This is a genomic window from Streptomyces sulphureus DSM 40104 (assembly GCF_000381025.1).
In the GTDB taxonomy this organism is placed as follows: Bacteria; Actinomycetota; Actinomycetes; order Streptomycetales; family Streptomycetaceae; genus Streptomyces; species Streptomyces sulphureus.
This window is the reverse complement of sequence record NZ_KB905813.1, coordinates 277,506-293,269: the sequence shown is the minus strand read 5'-3', so window position 1 is coordinate 293,269 and position 15,764 is coordinate 277,506. Positions and strand designations below refer to the sequence as shown.

The following is a 15,764-nucleotide window of genomic DNA, read 5'->3' as shown; positions in this document are numbered from 1 at the left end:
GCTGCGGAGAACAGGGCTCGACAGAACTGCGGACCCGCAGGCCGAGCCTGCGGGTCCGTCGCCGGGGACGCTAGGTCCCGGACGTCAGGCGGCCTTCGGCGCGTTGACGTCGCTCGGGAGGGCCTTCTGCGCCACCTCGACGAGGGCGGTGAAGGCGGGAGCGTCGTTGACCGCGAGCTCGGCGAGCATCTTGCGGTCCACCTCGACGTTGGCGGCCTTCAGGCCCTGGATGAAGCGGTTGTACGTGATCCCGTTGGCGCGGGCGGCAGCGTTGATCCGCTGAATCCACAGCTGGCGGAAGTCGCCCTTGCGGCGCTTCCGGTCGTTGTAGTTGTAGACGTAGGAGTGGGTGACCTGCTCCTTCGCCTTGCGGTACAGGCGCGAGCGCTGGCCGCGGTAGCCGCTGGCCTGCTCCAGGATCGCCCGGCGCTTCTTCTGAGCGTTGACTGCCCGCTTGACGCGTGCCACGTGAGTACTCCTTTAGGCGGGGTCGCGGAGCGCAAGGCTCACCGACCCATGACGGTGGGGTCCCGGTCGAGCGGGAGTCTTACTTGCCGAGAAGCTTCTTGACCTTCTTGGCGTTCGCCGGGGCCACCACGGTGTCGCCGGCGAGGCGACGCGTCAGCCTCGACGACTTGTGCTCGAGGTAGTGGCGGCGACCAGCGCGCTGGCGCTTCACCTTGCCAGAGCCGGTGACCTTGAAGCGCTTGCGGGCCCCACTGTGGGTCTTGTTCTTCGGCATGTCGCCGTAGTCTCCTCGTCACGGTGCCTCCGTCCGCGGGCAGCGTGCCCGGCACGCGGAAGCACCGACTGGTTCGGTTGGTTTCTGACGCGGTCCCCGGGGGGGGGTCACGCCTCGGCAGGCTCCTCGGCGGACTCCTCGTCCTCGGCGGAGTCCTGCTGACGGCCGGCCTTGCGCGCGGCCTGCGCCTCGCGGGCCTCCGCCATGGCCTCGGTCTTCTTCTTGTGCGGACCCAGAACCATGATCATGTTCCGGCCGTCCTGCTTCGGGTTGGACTCCACGAAGCCCAGGTCGGCCACGTCGTCTGCGAGCCGCTGGAGCAGCCGGAAGCCGAGCTCGGGACGGGACTGCTCACGACCACGGAACATGATCGTGATCTTGACCTTGTCACCCTGCTTCAGGAACCGGACGACATGACCCTTCTTGGTGTCGTAGTCGTGCGGATCGATCTTCGGCCGGAGCTTCATCTCCTTGATGACCGTGTGCGCCTGGTTCTTGCGCGCTTCACGAGCCTTCATGGCCGACTCGTACTTGAACTTTCCGTAGTCCATGAGCTTGCAGACCGGCGGGCGGGCGTTCGCCGCCACCTCGACGAGGTCGAGGTCGTACTCCTGTGCAAGCTCCAGGGCCTTGGCAAGCGGCACGATGCCGACCTGCTCGCCACTGGGACCGACGAGTCGCACCTCTGGGACGCGAATCCGGTCGTTGATGCGGGGCTCGGCGCTGATGGGGCCTCCTCGGGTACGCCGCGCGGCGGTCTGGCGGACGGCCGCGCTATGAGTCTGTGATCGGGATGACCGCCCGTACCCAGGCGCACAAAACGCCCCGGACGGAACACAGGCGGGGCTCCTCGTAGACCGGGAGCACCGCCGCGGAATCCGCGGGGCGCAACCTGACCTGAGACCCGGGTCCTGGGGACCCAAGGTGGGAGAACGGAGCCTCCACTTGCGGGCTGGGAAGATGCGGTACGGCGGCGGGCACCAGTGCTGCGGTCTTTCAGCCGGTCGGCTACCAACCATACCAGGGGCAGCGCGGTCGCCCACACGGACGCGGGGGCCTCTCCTGCCGGGCAGCGCCTTAGGCTTTCCCGCATGACCGACGCCGTACCCGCCGGCTCCTCCGGCGAGAACCCCGACTTCGACAGCATGACCCGCGACATCGCGGACGTCCCGGCGGTCGAGGTGATCACCACGGTGGCCGTGCACCTCATGAGCTCGGCCGCCGTCAACCTCGGCCTCGCCGAGGAGGGCGAGGAGCACAAGGACCTCGACGAGGCGCGGAAGCTGATCCACTCCCTCGCGGGGCTGGTCACGGCGAGCGCGACGGAGATCGGCTCGTACCACGCGGCACCGCTGCGCGACGGCCTCAAGTCGCTCCAGCTCGCCTTCCGCGAGGCGTCCACCGTCCCCGACGAGCCCGGACAGGGCCCCGGCGAGCAGTACACGGGTCCCGTCTTCGGCTGACCAGGCAGGCCCGGAGTCGTCCGGCCGTGAGCGGGGCAGCCGTCGAAACGACCGCCCCGCTCCGGCCCTTCCCTCCCCGGCCGTCCCCGGGGGTCGAGCCGCGCCTTCACTCGGGCTCGGCGTTGAGTGTCTCGGTGCCCCTCGTCACCTGGGGGTGCGTGAGGCGGTGCAGGGCGGCGGCGATCGCTCCGCCGATCAGCGGCGCGATGATGAAGAGCCACAGTTGCGTGATGGCGGCCCCGCCCGCGAAGAGCGCGGGGCCGATGCTCCGCGCCGGGTTGACGGAGGTGCCGGTGAGCGGGATGCCGACGAGGTGCACCGTCGCGAGCGCGATGCCCATGGGGAGCCCGTCGAAGCCGACCACGGCGATCTTGTGCGTCACCGAGAGGACGACGTAGACGAAGAGGCAGGTGAGCACCAGCTCCGCGACGAAGGCACCGCCGGTGTTGATCTGCACCGCCGAGCGGTCGGCGAAACCGTTGCTCCCGAAGGTCTCGTGGGTGTCCAGCCCCGGGACCTGCTTCGCGACGAGGAAGAGGAGCGCCGCGCCTGCGATGCCGCCGAGGATCTGTGCGATCCAGTAGCGGACCGCGCGCTCGACGCTGATGCGTCCCGCGAGGAGCATGCCGAACGTCACGGCCGGGTTGACGTGGCTGCCGGAGATCGAGCCGATCGAGTAGGCGAGGGCGAGCATCACGAAGCCGAAGGTGAGAGCGATGCCGAGGGTCCCGACGTACTCGCCGGAGAGGACCGCAGCGCCGACGCCGAAGAAGACGAGCAGCAGCGTCCCGAGGAACTCGGCGGCGAGCGGCTTGGGGTCCTTCTCCTGCTCTAGGAGCGCCGTTCTGATCTCCGTGGCCTGCATGGAGCCTCCCGTGAGGGATGCGGAGAGCGGGTGCGGTCCCGCTTGACCCTCACGAGCATGCGACAGCGCGCGGGGGCTCGCACGCCGAAAGCCACTCGCGCTGCCCCACGCCGGTCAGGTCCGGGGCCCGCGGCGGTAGAAGGGCGCGGCCGGCAGCTCGCTTTCGGGCGGCAGGAGGGCGAGGTCGAGGCCGTGGACGAGGCCGGCGCGCAGCGTCTCGTCGGCCGCGAGCGAATCGGCGAGCCCTCGGGCGACCTCGGGTGCGGCTTCCTCGGCGTCGAGGGCGAGGACGAGTGTGCCGTCGGAGTCGCGGCCGCCGGGGGCCAAGTGGGCGGCGCGCACCCGCGGTTGGTCCGCGAGGAGGCCGCGGAGAGCCGCAGCCACCTCCGGGTCCGCGGCGAGCGGGGTGCCGGTGCGGCCCGTGGCGAGGGCGCGCAGGGCGCGGCCCGTCACCTCGTAGGCGACGGGTCCCGAGAGGTCGAGGAGGAGCGTGTCCGCGCCCTCCTGCGCGAGCGCGTGGAGCGCCTGGCGCAGGGGGACGGCGACCGGGCGCGCGTCGGGGCGCCAGCGTGCGAGCGCGTCGGTTGAGGTGAAGGCGGGGAGCGCGCGGCTGCCGTCCGGCGCGGTGAGCGTGGGGACGGCCATGTCGCTGCTCTTCTCCTGCCGCAGGCCGCTCTCCGTGTGCTCCTCCTCCGTCAGGACGGCGACGACCGGCACCAACAGCCGCGCCCCCGCGAGTGCTTCGAGGACGCGGTCCTCGGCGTGCGGGGCCTCCGCGTCGGCGCGCCAGGCGGCGAGGGCGGCGGTGAGCTCGGGGTCGGCGGAGCCGTCGTCGTCGGCGAAAGCGGGGGCGGGGATGTTCTTCGTGGCCACCTCAGGAGCGTATCCGCAGGGCTGGGCGGGCCTGTGCCGTGGGTCGCACGGCCTGGTCAGCCGTTCTTCGGCCGTCTCATCGCGGCCGGGACGCCGCCCCGCCACAGGGCGAGGGAGGCGGCGATCAGCACGGCGCCCGAGACGGCGGCCACGGGAGCGAACCAGCCTATGCCGGAGCCGTCCGTCGGTCCGTCGCCGAAGTACTGCTGCTTGTGCGGCTGCGGACTCGGCAACTGCTTCCGGGGTTTGACGTTGGTGCCCATCTCGATCGCCGCCGCCGGATCGACGACGCCGGTTCCCAGCGCGTCACTGCGTCCGCCCTCCGGGGTGTTCCGCGCGGTGTCGGCGAGGAGTTCCTTGACCTGTGCGGGGCTCAGCTCGGGGTGCGCCGCGCGGACGAGTGCGACGGCGCCCGAGACGAAGGCCGCTGCCGCGCTGGTGCCCCAGCCCTCGTAGTAGTCGCGGTCGGGGTCGGCGATGAGGACGTCCTTGCCGGGCGCCGAGACGGTGGCGTACCAGCGGCGGGTGGAGAAGGCCGCACGTGCGTCGTAGCGGTCGACGGCGGCGGCAGCGATCACGCCGGGGTAGGCGGCCGGGTAGGAGACGTGGTCGCCCTTGGCGCCTCCGTTGCCGGCCGAGGCGACGACGACGGCGCCCTTGCGCAGCGCGTACCGCACCGCCGCGTCCTCGTGGGCGTCCGGGTGCGCCGAGCTGCTGTCGTCGCCGAGGCTGAGGTTGATGACGTCCGCGCCGTGGTCGGCGGCCCAACGGATGCCCTCCGCAAGGGCGTTGGGGTGCTTCTTGCGGGCCGCGCCGCGTTTGGAGTCGGTGTCCTCCAGCAGCACGCGGACGGGGAGGATCTTCGCCTCGGGGGCGACGCCGAGCACGCCCTCCTTGCCGTCCTTCCCGTGGCCGTGCCCTGCGACGATCCCCGCCATGGCGGTACCGTGCCGGGCCCAGGCGCGGTCGCCGCGCGAGGCGCCCATGTCGAGCACGTCCTTGCCTTGGACGGTGTTCTGTTCCAGGTCGGGATGGGTGGCGTCGACACCGGTGTCGAGGACGGCGACGGTGACGCCGCTGCCCTTCGTCGTCTTCCACGCGTCCTTGGCCTGGATCGCCTTCAGGCCCCACTGACGGGCCTGGATGTCGCCGTCCTCCGCGTGCGCCGCCGGGGCCGCGACGCCGGCGAGCAGCAGCGCCACGGCGCCCGATGCGGCGTACGCCCTCCAACTGCGCCCTTGACAGGGCGTCTTGCGCCCGGGCTTCCCCGACACCTCGGCTCCTTCCTTCACCGCGCCGACGAACGGTGCGTGCGCGTACCGCCCCCGCCGTCCTCGCCCGTGCCAGAACCGCCGTCCGTGGCACCGGGGACGGCGTCCGGGTCGCCCGCCGCCTGGCGGAGCGCCTGTTCGACGCGGTCGGCGACGCCCTGCGCGTCGTGTCCCAGCCCGGACTGGGCCGCCGCTGACGTCTCGCCCTTCTCCGTCGCCTCGGCCGCCGCCTGCGGGTCGCTGACGACGCGTCCGTCGGCGAAGCCGGTGACCGAGTAGACGACGACGGGCGCGTCCGCGAGCACGTGCACGGTCCAGCTCGCCCGCTGCGCGTCGCCGAAGTCGGCGGCGACGGTGCCGCGCGCCGCGTAGGGACGGGGCATCAAGTCGGTGCGCTCGGTGAGGTTCTCGACCGCGAAGCGCTTCCGCAGCGCCTTCATGCCGTCCTCGTCGGCCTTGGTGAAGAGCATGCCGACGGTGGTGACGCCGCTGGTCGTCTCGTCGACGTAGGTGGCGCGGACCAGGCGGCCGCAGCCGACCTGCGAGAGCGCCTTGGTGAGCATGGGGTCGAAGGCGTAGGCGCAGCCGCTGTCGGGGGCGACGGCGACGCGGGTCCACCTCCGGTCGGAGCCGCCGGGGCCCGCGGCCTCGCTCCGCAGCACCTCGGGGAAGAGTTCGTCGACGGGTACGTCACGCCACAGGGTGCGCGCGCTGTTGAAGTCGTCGGGGCCGCCCGGTCCGCCCGAAGGGCCGGAGAGCCAGGCGCCCGCCGCCGCGCCGCCGAGGAGGCCGATGCCCACGACGAGGCACACCGCGGCCGCGAGGGTGCGCGGCGCGGGGGCACGGCGCTCGCCTTCGCGCCGGGGCAGCAGGCGTCGGGAGCCGTGGAGTTGGGGACTCGGAGGCGGATCGGTCGGCGGCTCCGGAGCGGGAGGGGGCTCCTGCCGAGTGCGGGAACCCGGCGTCGTGCGGGGGCGCGCGGCGCCGAGGGGCTCGCCGGTGGGCGGCGCCGGTTGCGGGGGCACGGCGGACACGGGCGGTCGTGCGCTGCGGTCCGGCGCGAGGGGCGCTGCATCCCTGCGCCCCTCCGCCTCCGGGTACTTCGGCATCGGTCCTGTCGGCTCGGCTTCCGTTCTCTGCGCCCCGCCGCTCCGCTCAGACCTGCCACGCGTCGGCCCGGTCCCCCGGGGCGGGGAAGCGGGCGGCGGCGGGAACTCCGTGCCGGGGGCCGCGCTCGGGCGCGGTGGTGCTGCCGGGGGCGGTGGTATGCGCGGGCGGCCCGAGTCCCTGCTCACCCTGTGCACTCCTCCCGGCCGGTACCACCCCACGCGAACGCCCGCTGGACGCAGGCATGTTCGCATCGGACAGCACACCGGTGCACCCTCGGGCACGGCGTGCTGCGTCACTCTACGGTGCCCACAGGGAGGGTCGGCAACCCGGAGCCCGGTCGGGGTGTGCTGCGTGCTCCCGCTCTGGCAAGCTGCTGTCGTGTTCGATACCAGCAGGCAACTCCCCGCGGACCGGCTGCGATACGACCGTGCGACGGCCCACCTCGACGCCCCGTTCGCCGTCGTCGACCTGGACGCGTTCGACGCCAACGCGGCCGCCCTCGAACGCCGGGCCGCCGGCAAGCCGTTGCGGGTGGCGAGCAAGTCGCTGCGCTGCCGCGCGCTCCTCGACAGGGCGCTGGCCCGCGAGGGCTTCAGCGGCGTCATGGCCTTCACCCTCCGCGAGGCGCTGTGGCTGGCGCGCTCGGGGATCGAGGACGTGCTCGTCGCCTACCCTTCGGCGGACCGCGCTTCCTACGCCGAACTCGCGGCGGACCCGAAGCTCGCGGGCGCCGTCACCGTGATGGTCGACGACCCCGCCCAACTCGCGCTGATCGACGCCGCGCGAGAGGGCGGCGCCGAAGAGGTCCGCGTCTGCCTCGAGTTGGACGCCTCGCTGCACCTCCTCGGCGGCCGGGTGCGCATCGGAGCGCGGCGCTCCCCGCTCCACTCCCCCGCCGAGGTGGCCGAGTTGGCGCGCCGGGTGGAGGCGCGGCCCGGCTTCCGCGTCGTGGGGCTGATGGCGTACGAGGCGCAGGTGGCGGGCGTCGGCGACGCGGTGCCCGGGCGGCCGCTCCGCTCGCGGGCGGTGCGACTGATGCAGCAGGCGGCCAGGCGCGAACTCGCGACGCGGCGCGACGCCGTGGTGCGCGCGGTGCGCGCCGTCTGCCCCGGGCTGGAGTTCGTCAACGGGGGCGGTACGGGCAGTGTGCAGCACACGGCCGCGGAGCCGGCGGTGACCGAGGTGGCGGCCGGCTCGGGGCTCTACGTGCCGCGGCTCTTCGACAACTACCGCTCCTTCACCGGGACTCCGGCGGCCCTCTTCGCCGCGCCCGTGGTGCGGCGCCCGGGCGTCGGCGTCGTCACGGTGCTCGGTGGCGGGTACCCCGCCTCCGGTGTCGCGGGGGCCGACCGGCTGCCCCAGCCCTATCTGCCGGAGGGGCTGCGGTACGACCCGCAGGAGGGCCCGGGCGAGGTGCAGACGCCGCTCCTCGGCCCCCCCGCGGACGACCTGCTCCTCGGCGACCGCGTGTGGTTCCGGCACGCCAAGTCCGGTGAACTGTGCGAGCGTTTCGACGCGCTTCACCTGATCGAGGGCGACCGCGTACGCGAGACCGTGCCGACCTACCGGGGCGAGGGGCACACCTTCCTCTGACGGCGTCCGGGGGCCGACGCCCCCGGACGCCGCCGCTCAGACGGCTTCGCCCGAGCCGCCGTCGTCGGAACCACCGTCGTCCGGACCGCCCTCGGACGGCCCGCCGTCGCCTTCACGCAGCCCCGCGATGAGCCGGGAGAGGTCGCTGAGCGGGGGCGAGTCGGTGTGGAGGTCGATGCTGGAGCGGACGACGAGGATCTGCCCCGACCCGTCCGGGTGCGGGAAGGCGACCGACTCGACGTATCCGTCCGGGTTCAGCTTGTTGTCTATCTTCCACCGGACCCGGTAGCCGATCTTGCCGGCGATCTTCGTGCGCCCCGAGGTGACGACGGAGTGCGAGGTGATCCCCCCGAATGTCTCCGTGCTGTAGGAGCGGGCCGCGTTCTCCCGTATGTCCCGCTTGGCCACCTCGGCGAGGTCGCCCTCCGTCGTCGCCTCTATGACGAGTGCGGAGCCGCGCACGCAGCGCTTCCCGTCGCCGCCTGGACAGGTGTACTCGCCGCTGCTGACGGCGATCCCGTCGAGGTTCTCGCTGGGCTCCCATCCCTCGGGGACCGGAAGGCGGACGCCGCGCGCAGGGTCGGGGTCCACCCCCGTGTCCCTCTCGCCGGGTTGGCCCTCGCCGTCCTCGGAGGAGCCCGGCCCTGGCTTGCCCCGGCCTGCCTCGTCGTCGGTGCCGCCCGGCAGGAAGAAGAGGACGGTGCCGACGAGCAATGCGGCCACGAGCACCGCCGCCCCCGTGATCATCGCGATCATGGGCGCCCGGCGACTCGCCCGCTCCGGCTGGGGCACGTGGGGCGGGGGACCGTAGGGCGGTGGGGAGCCGGGCGGGAGGGCCGGGCGGCTCTGCTGCGTCCAGGTGGCCCCGTCCCACCAGCGTTCCTGCGGTGGGGAGTTGGGGGGCTGCGCGGGGTCTGGGTACCAGCCGGGGGGCGTCGACATGCTCACGGAAACGACCTTAGGCCAACACGTGTGCGAACCGCAGGGCGCCCGGAAAGCTCCGCGCGCTCAGCCGAGCGCCGCGCGCAGCGCGCGCCGGAGCACCTCCGGCGCCTCCCGCAACGACGGCCCGTACCAGGTGAGTTCACGCCCCGGGACGAGGGCGGCGGGCAGTCCGGGGAACGCCTCGGGGCCGTCCTGCGCGGAGAACGGGTACGGCTCGTCCGGCAGGACGACGAGCCCGGCACCGGCGGAGCCGAGCTCCTCGACGGGGACGCGCGGGTACCGCTCCGGGTGGGAGGCGAGGATGTTGCGGACGCCGAGCCGGGCGAGGAGCGCCCCGGCGAAGGTCTCCCGACCCAACGCCATCCAGGGACGCCGCCAGATCGGCACGACGGCCGGGACGTCGAACTCGGCCGGCGTCGCGGCCCACGCCTCCTCCGCCTCGTCGAGCCAGGCCGGACGGCGCAGTCGGCAGCCGACCGTGAGCGCACGGTCGAGCTCGGTGAACGCCTGGGGCAGCGACCGCACTTCGGTGACGAGCACGGGCAGCCCTGCGGCGCGCAGTGCGTCGAGGTCGGGCGCGCGGTTCTCCTCCTCGTTGGCGAGGACGAGATCGGGCGCGAGTGCGGCGACGCGGCGCACGTCGGGGTTCTTCGTGCCGCCCACGCGCGCCGCGTCCAACTCGGCAGGGTGCGTACACCAGTCGGTGACGCCGACGAGCAGCCCCGGCTCCGTCACCGCGACCGCCTCCGTCAGCGAGGGGACGAGCGAGACCACCCGGCGTACGCGCGGAGCACTCCCCGCGTACAGGCTGCCGCTCGCGCCCTGTGCGTCCTCGTCCGCCATGCCCGGCACTCTACGCGCCCCTGCACACGCGAGTGCCGCCGGCGATCCTTGCGGGACCGGCGGCGGCACTCGCGAGTGGGAACCGTGAACTAGCAGTCCAGCGGCGTCACTTCACCGGTGCAAGCTTGTCGACGAGCCCGGGCCGGGCGTCCATCCACTTGCGAACCGACTTCTTCTCCTCGCCCTTGGCGCCGTTCTGGATCTCGGCTTCAAGGGAGTTGAGGTCGTCCTCGGACATCTTGAAGTCCTTCAGCCAGCCGTGCAGCTCGGGGAAGTCCTTCTTGAAGTCCTTCTTGGCGGTCACGCGGATCGAGTCGCCCTCGCCCCACGCGCCCTTCGGGTCCTTGATCTTCTTCAGCGGGTACTTGTTGTAGACCCAGTGCGGAGACCAAGTCGTCGCCAGGACGGGCTTCTTCTGCTTCACCGAGCGCTCGACCTCGGCGATCATCGAGGAAGTGCTGGAAGAGACGACCTTGTACTCCTTGTCGAGGTCGTACTCCTTGAGCACATCCTTGAGGATCTTCATCTCACCGGCGCTCGACTCGATGCCGGTGATCTTGTTGTCGAAGAGATCGCCCTTGCCCTTGAGGTCCTCCATCGAGTTGATCCCCTTGACGTACTCGGGGGTCGACAGCTCCAGGGAGGTCTCGTCGTACCAGGCGCCCAGGTCGGACATCTTCGAGCCGTACTTCTTCCAGTACTGCTCGTGCGTGGTCGGTAGCCAACCGTCCGTCTGGAAGTCCATCTCGCCCTGGGCGAGCGAGGTGTAGAGCGGGCCCGGGTCGAGCTGCTTGACGTTCGGCTTGTAGCCGCGGTCCTCCAGGACGTTCTCCCAGAGGTACGTCGTCGCGATCGCCTCGTCCCACGGGAAGAAGCCCATGTTGACGGGCTTCCCCGCGTCCTTGCCCTTCTTGACGTCACCGCCGGGGACCGGAGCCGCCTTGTCGGCGAAGTCCGGGTTGTCCTTCAGCCAGGTCTTGACGCCTTCCTGCTCCTGCCCCTTGGGCGCGTTCTGGATCTCGTTCTCCAGCGACGTCAGCTCGTTCTCCGTCATCTTGAAGTTGGAGAGCCAGGAGGCGACCGTCGGGTTCTCCTCGGAGAAGCCCTTGCGCGAGACGGTGTGGAGCTTCTCGCCCTCACCGAAGGCGCCCTTCGGGTCCTTCAGCTTCGTCAGGTCGTACTCGTTGTACGCCCAGTGCGGCGACCAGAGCGTGACGACGACGGGCTCCTTCTTCTGGTACGAGCGCTTCAGCTCGGCGAGCATCGAGGAGGTGCTCGACGAGACCACGTCGTACTCGCCCTCAAGGCCGTACTCGGGGAGCACCTTGTCCTTGAGGATCTTCATCTCGCCCGCGCTGGACTCGATGCCGATGATCTTGCCGTTGAACTTCTTGCCCTGACCCTTCAAGTCCTCAAGGGAGTTGATGCCCTTGACGTACTCGGGGGTCGCCAGCTCGAGCGACGTGGGACCGTACCAGTCGCCCAGGTCCTCCATCTTCGACTTGTACTTGCTCCAGTACTGCTCGTGGGTGGTCGGGAGCCAGGCGTCCGTCTGGAAGTCGACGTCGCCCTGCGCGATACCGGAGTACAGCGGGCCGGCGTCGAGCTGCTTGACGTCGGGCTTGTAGCCGCGCTGCTCGAGCAGCTCCTTCCAGAGGTACGTGGTGGCGATGCCCTCGTCCCACGGGATGTACCCCATGCTGACCTTTTCGCCCTTGCCGACGTTGGACGAGCCGCCGCCTGCGGTGTCGTCGTCCCCGCTGCCGGCGATGTTGATCCCGCCGGCGACGAGCGCCAGGACCACGACGCCGCTGAGCGCGACGGCGGTGCCCGGCTTGTACCTGACGAAGCGCATGCTGCCCAAGGCAGCGGCGGCCTTGGCCGCAGCACGCCGGCCGAGCGGCGAGACGCGCTGGTTGAGCGCGCCCGTCATGCGGTCGAGGTACATCGCGAGAATGACGACGGCGATGCCGGACTCGACGCCGAGACCCACCTGGACCTGCGTCACCGCCGCGTAGACCCGCTCACCGAGGCCGGAGGCACCGGACATGCCGGCGATGACGACCATCGAGAGCGCGAGCATGATGACCTGGTTGATACCGGCCATGATCGTCGGGAGCGCCAGCGGGAACTGGACCCTGGTGAGGGTCTCCCGCGGGCTGGTGCCGAACGCCTCGGCCGCCTCGACGAGCTCGCCGTCGACCTGCCGCACGCCGAGCTCGGTCATGCGGACGCCGGGCGGCATCGAGAAGATGATCGTGGCGATCAGACCGGGCGTCGTACCGATCGAGAAGAACATGACGCCCGGAATCAGGTAGACGAACGCAGGCATCGTCTGCATCACGTCGAGGACCGGGCGGAGCACTCCGCTGACGGCCTTGTTCCGGGCTGCCCAGATACCGAGCGGTACGGCGATCGCGATGGTTATCACCGCTGCGGCGATGACCAGCGACAGCGTCGACATCGCGTCGCTCCACAGACCGAACGAGTCGATCAGGGCGAATCCGACGAAGGTGGCGACTGCTCCCAGCAATCCCCTCAGCCAGAACGCGATCACGGCGAAGATGCCGGCCATCAGCAGCGGTTCGCCCCCGCCGAGCACGGCGTTGACACCGTCGTACAGACCGGTGAGAACCGAGTTGATGAAGTCGAAGAGCCAGGCGAGATGCCCCTGCAGCCAGTCGACCGCGCTCTCGACCCACTCTCCGGGGTGGAAGTCAGGCACCTGCCTTCACCTCTGTCCCGTCCTCCTGTTCTCCGTCGCGCGGCCCGTTGGAGCCCTGCGCGACCTGTGGCTCTTCGGCGAGCGCGCTGAGCAGCCGCTCGCGGTCGACGACGCCGACCGGGGTGCCGTTCTCGTCGGTGACGACCATCTCGGCGTCGTCACTGGCGAGCGGGTTGAAGAGGTCGGCGAGGGGGGTTTCGGCCGTGACGTGGGCACTCCCCGCGCCGTCGACCGAGGCACCTCCCCGGCGGCCCTCCATGATCGAACCCGCGGTGAGCACCCGGGAGCGGTCGACATCCTGAATAAAGGAGGCCACGTAGTCATTGGCGGGACGCACGAGGATGTCCTCGGCCGTCCCCGTCTGGACGATGCGGCCGTCGCGCATCACCGCGATCCGGTCACCGAGGCGCATGGCCTCGTTGAGGTCGTGGGTGATGAAGACGATCGTCTTCTTCAACGTCTTCTGCAGTTCGAGCAGTTGGTCCTGCATATCGCGGCGGATCAGCGGGTCGAGCGCGCTGAACGACTCGTCCATGAGCATCAGCTCGGCGTCGGTCGCGAGCGCACGAGCCAGGCCGACGCGCTGCTGCATACCGCCGGAGAGCTCGTCGGGCCAGGACTTCTCCCAGCCCTTCAGCCCGGCCAGCTCGAGCGCCTCCAGCGCACGCTCCTGCCGCTCCTCGCGCGGGACGCCCTGGACCTCGAGCCCGTAGGCGGCGTTCTCCATCACGCTGCGGTGCGGGAAGAGCGCGAAGTGCTGGAAGACCATGCTGATCTGCTTCGAGCGGACCTCACGCAGCTCCTTCGGAGGGAGCGACGTGACCTCCTGCCCGTCGAAGAGCACACGGCCCGAGGTGGGCGGCAGCAGTCCGTTGAGCATCCGGAGCAGCGTGGACTTGCCGGAGCCTGACAGGCCCATCACCACGAAGATGTGGCCCTCTTCGACCTCGAAGGAAGCGTCGACGACGGCCGCAGTAGTGCCCTCGCCGCGCAGCTCCTCGCGATCCGCCCCCTGCTGGAGCCGGGACACCGCTTCTTCTGGCCTTCGTCCGAAGACCTTGTACAAGTGCTCGGCTTTGAGCCTAGACACATTCACCTCTTGGGTCAGACGACAGAAAAACCCGGCACCCCTCTCAGGGGAGAAACAGCACACTTCAACAGTAAAAGGTGCATACCAGAACTACGCACCTTACATCAGAGGCGCACCAGGCCGCGCCTGCTCGGAGCCCACCAGTCCAAACAAGACGTGACCCAATCTTTACGCACTTCGATGCACGGTGCACAGAATTCCTGCTCAGAGGCTGCTCGGGGACCGTCCGCTTCCTCCGTCGGGCATCATCGGGCGCGTGACGACCAACACAACCGACACCGCATCGTTGCCGAAGCTGATGCTCCTCGACACGGCCTCGCTCTACTTCCGGGCCTACTTCGGCGTCCCCGAGAGCGTGCGCAGCCCCGACGGCACCCCCGTCAACGCCGTGCGGGGCCTCCTCGACTTCCTCGCCAGGCTCCTCCGCGACCACCGCCCGGACGCCCTCGTCGCCTGCATGGACGCCGACTGGCGCCCCCAGTGGAGAGTCGAGCTGCTCCCGAGCTACAAGGCCCACCGGGTCGCCGAGCCGGACGCGGGACCCGGCGGCGTCGACGTCGAGGAGACGCCGGACACCCTCGCTCCCCAGGTGCCCGTGATCGAGCAGGTACTCGACGCGCTGGGCCTGGCGCGGATCGGCGCAGCCGGGTACGAGGCCGACGACGTCATCGGCACGCTCTCGGCGCGCGCCACGGGGCCGGTCGACGTCGTCACGGGCGACCGCGACCTCTTCCAGCTCGTCGACGACGCCCGCGGCGTCCGCATCCTCTACCCCGTCAAGGGCGTGGGCAACCTGGACGTCTACGACGAGGCGGCGCTGCGCGCCAAGTACGGCGTGGACGGGCGCAGCTACGCCGATCTCGCGCTGCTGCGCGGCGATCCGAGCGACGGCCTCCCCGGCGTGCGGGGCATCGGCGAGAAGACGGCGGCGCGGCTGCTGGAGACCTACGGCGATCTGGGTGCGATCCGTGCCGCCGTCGACGACCCCGCCTCGGCGCTCACCCCGGCGCAGCGCCGCAGGCTCCACGAGGCGAGCGACTACCTCGACGTCGCGCCCGACGTCGTCAGGGTCGCCAGGGACGTCGACCTGCCCGCGCACGACGCGACGGTGCCCGGCGCAGCGCGCCACCCCGAAGCGCTCGCCGCGCTCGCCGAACGCTGGGGCCTGGGCGGTTCGTTGGAGCGCCTGCTTTCAGCGCTCGGGGAGAACGCCGGAGAGTAGGGGCAGCACGGCGGCCGCGACCGGAACCGTGTGGAGCACGCCACCTCGTTGCGCGACACAACGGCCACTACAGGTACGGTTAGGTATACCTAAGTTGCCGTCGCCGCAGTCGCTGGAGGCCCACGTGCCCGATCGTCCCGCCCGCAAGCAGCCGCAGCAGCACCGCGCGACGGTGCTGCACACGGAGCGACTCACCCCGCACATGGTGCGGGTGGTCCTCGGCGGCGAAGGGCTCTCCGCCTTCGCCGCCGGGGAGTTCACCGACCACTACGTCAAGCTCGTCTTCCCCCGGCCCGAGGTCACCTACCCGCAGCCCTTCGACCTGGCCCAGGCACGCGCCGAACTCCCCCGGCACGAGTGGCCGCTCACGAGGACGTACACCGTGCGCTCCTGGGACCCCCAACTGCGCGAGCTCGCCATCGACTTCGTGGTCCACGGCGACGAAGGGATCGCCGGGCCCTGGGCGGAGGCCGCCCGCCCCGGCGACGAGCTGGTTTTCGCCGGCCCCGGCGGCGCGTACCGCCCCTCCCCCGAGGCCGACTGGCACCTCCTCGCCGGTGACGAGAGCGCGCTGCCCGCCATCGCCGCGTCGCTCGAAGAGATGCCGGAGGGCGCACGGGCCAGCGTCCTCGTCGAGGTGGCAGGGCCCGAGGAGGAGCAGAAGCTGACGGTGCCCGAAGGTGCCGAGCTCGTGTGGCTGCACCGGGGCGCGGCGCGGGTCGGCTCGTTGCTCACCCGGGCGGTGCGCGAACTCGACTGGCCCCAGGGCGACTTGCAGGCGTTCGTGCACGGGGAGGCCGGCTTCGTCAAGGAGCTCCGACGGTACCTGCGCGTCGAGCGCCAGGTGCCGAGGGAATGGCTCTCCGTCTCCGGGTACTGGCGCCTCGGCTCCGACGAGGACGGCTGGCAGGCGGCGAAGCGGGAGTGGAACGCACAGGTCGAGGCGGAGCAGGAGAGCGGCGGAACCGTCAGCGCTCCGGCCGGCCGCTAGGGCAGGGGCCGCGGGGGCACGGTGACCGGGC

General features: G+C 71.3%; 15 protein-coding genes. 4 read left to right on the top strand and 11 right to left on the bottom strand.

Translation table 11 applies throughout. The features are described 5' to 3' along the window. Positions 1–84 precede the first annotated feature (84 nt). The 3 genes from rplT to infC form a co-directional block, all read right to left on the bottom strand. Complete coding sequence (rplT, locus tag F603_RS0101265; protein ID WP_016905387.1) at positions 85–468, bottom strand: 50S ribosomal protein L20; 384 nt, start codon at positions 466–468, stop codon at positions 85–87. Positions 469–547: 79 nt separating this feature from the next. Then, complete coding sequence (gene rpmI, locus F603_RS0101260) at positions 548–742, bottom strand: 50S ribosomal protein L35 (protein ID WP_019544202.1); 195 nt, start codon at positions 740–742, stop codon at positions 548–550. Between the two features lie 107 nt (positions 743–849). Continuing rightward, positions 850–1,470, bottom strand: coding sequence for a translation initiation factor IF-3 (infC, locus tag F603_RS0101255; RefSeq protein ID WP_078495568.1), 621 nt, complete (start codon positions 1,468–1,470; stop codon positions 850–852). A gap of 363 nt (positions 1,471–1,833) precedes the next feature. On the opposite strand from infC, the gene F603_RS0101250 reads away from it, so the two are divergent. Further along, positions 1,834–2,205: a DUF1844 domain-containing protein gene (locus F603_RS0101250; RefSeq protein ID WP_019544201.1), complete on the top strand. Its 372-nt coding sequence runs from the start codon at positions 1,834–1,836 to the stop codon at positions 2,203–2,205. Between the two features lie 106 nt (positions 2,206–2,311). Here the strand turns inward: F603_RS0101250 and F603_RS0101245 are convergent, their stop codons facing one another. The 4 genes from F603_RS0101245 to F603_RS31375 form a co-directional block, all read right to left on the bottom strand. Next, positions 2,312–3,070, bottom strand: coding sequence for an MIP family channel protein (locus F603_RS0101245; RefSeq protein ID WP_019544200.1), 759 nt, complete (start codon positions 3,068–3,070; stop codon positions 2,312–2,314). A 114-nt stretch (positions 3,071–3,184) separates the two neighbouring features. Continuing rightward, a complete protein-coding gene (locus F603_RS0101240; protein ID WP_019544199.1) occupies positions 3,185–3,943 on the bottom strand; it encodes an SseB family protein in 759 nt (252 codons plus the stop codon). A gap of 56 nt (positions 3,944–3,999) precedes the next feature. Continuing rightward, positions 4,000–5,145 (bottom strand): type VII secretion-associated serine protease mycosin, encoded by a 1,146-nt coding sequence (mycP, locus tag F603_RS0101235; RefSeq protein ID WP_019544198.1) that lies wholly within the window; start codon positions 5,143–5,145, stop codon positions 4,000–4,002. An 86-nt stretch (positions 5,146–5,231) separates the two neighbouring features. Further along, complete coding sequence (locus F603_RS31375; RefSeq protein WP_019544197.1) at positions 5,232–6,323, bottom strand: hypothetical protein; 1,092 nt, start codon at positions 6,321–6,323, stop codon at positions 5,232–5,234. 379 nt (positions 6,324–6,702) lie between these two features. Here F603_RS31375 and F603_RS0101225 point away from each other — a divergent pair, with 379 nt between their 5' ends. After that, a complete protein-coding gene (locus F603_RS0101225; protein WP_026328046.1) occupies positions 6,703–7,917 on the top strand; it encodes an amino acid deaminase/aldolase in 1,215 nt (404 codons plus the stop codon). Between the two features lie 36 nt (positions 7,918–7,953). Here F603_RS0101225 and F603_RS0101220 read toward each other — a convergent pair whose 3' ends face one another. The 4 genes from F603_RS0101220 to F603_RS0101205 all read right to left on the bottom strand — a co-directional run bounded on the left by F603_RS0101220 (position 7,954) and on the right by F603_RS0101205 (position 13,520). Then, a complete protein-coding gene (locus F603_RS0101220) occupies positions 7,954–8,859 on the bottom strand; it encodes a DUF2510 domain-containing protein (protein ID WP_078503492.1) in 906 nt (301 codons plus the stop codon). A gap of 66 nt (positions 8,860–8,925) precedes the next feature. Beyond that, a complete protein-coding gene (locus F603_RS0101215) occupies positions 8,926–9,705 on the bottom strand; it encodes a helical backbone metal receptor (RefSeq protein WP_019544194.1) in 780 nt (259 codons plus the stop codon). Between the two features lie 106 nt (positions 9,706–9,811). Continuing rightward, the gene (locus F603_RS0101210) at positions 9,812–12,430 is read right to left on the bottom strand and encodes an ABC transporter permease/substrate binding protein (RefSeq protein ID WP_019544193.1); all 2,619 of its coding nucleotides are present in this window, start codon (positions 12,428–12,430) and stop codon (positions 9,812–9,814) included. Further along, positions 12,423–13,520, bottom strand: coding sequence for a quaternary amine ABC transporter ATP-binding protein (locus tag F603_RS0101205; RefSeq protein ID WP_245600656.1), 1,098 nt, complete (start codon positions 13,518–13,520; stop codon positions 12,423–12,425). Before F603_RS0101205 ends, F603_RS0101210 begins: the two co-directional genes overlap by 8 nt. Positions 13,521–13,818: 298 nt before the next feature. Here F603_RS0101205 and F603_RS0101200 point away from each other — a divergent pair, with 298 nt between their 5' ends. Both F603_RS0101200 and F603_RS0101195 read left to right on the top strand, forming a co-directional pair. After that, positions 13,819–14,742 (top strand): 5'-3' exonuclease, encoded by a 924-nt coding sequence (locus F603_RS0101200; protein ID WP_026328044.1) that lies wholly within the window; start codon positions 13,819–13,821, stop codon positions 14,740–14,742. A 124-nt stretch (positions 14,743–14,866) separates the two neighbouring features. Beyond that, positions 14,867–15,733 (top strand): siderophore-interacting protein, encoded by an 867-nt coding sequence (locus tag F603_RS0101195; protein ID WP_019544190.1) that lies wholly within the window; start codon positions 14,867–14,869, stop codon positions 15,731–15,733. Positions 15,734–15,764 lie beyond the last annotated feature (31 nt).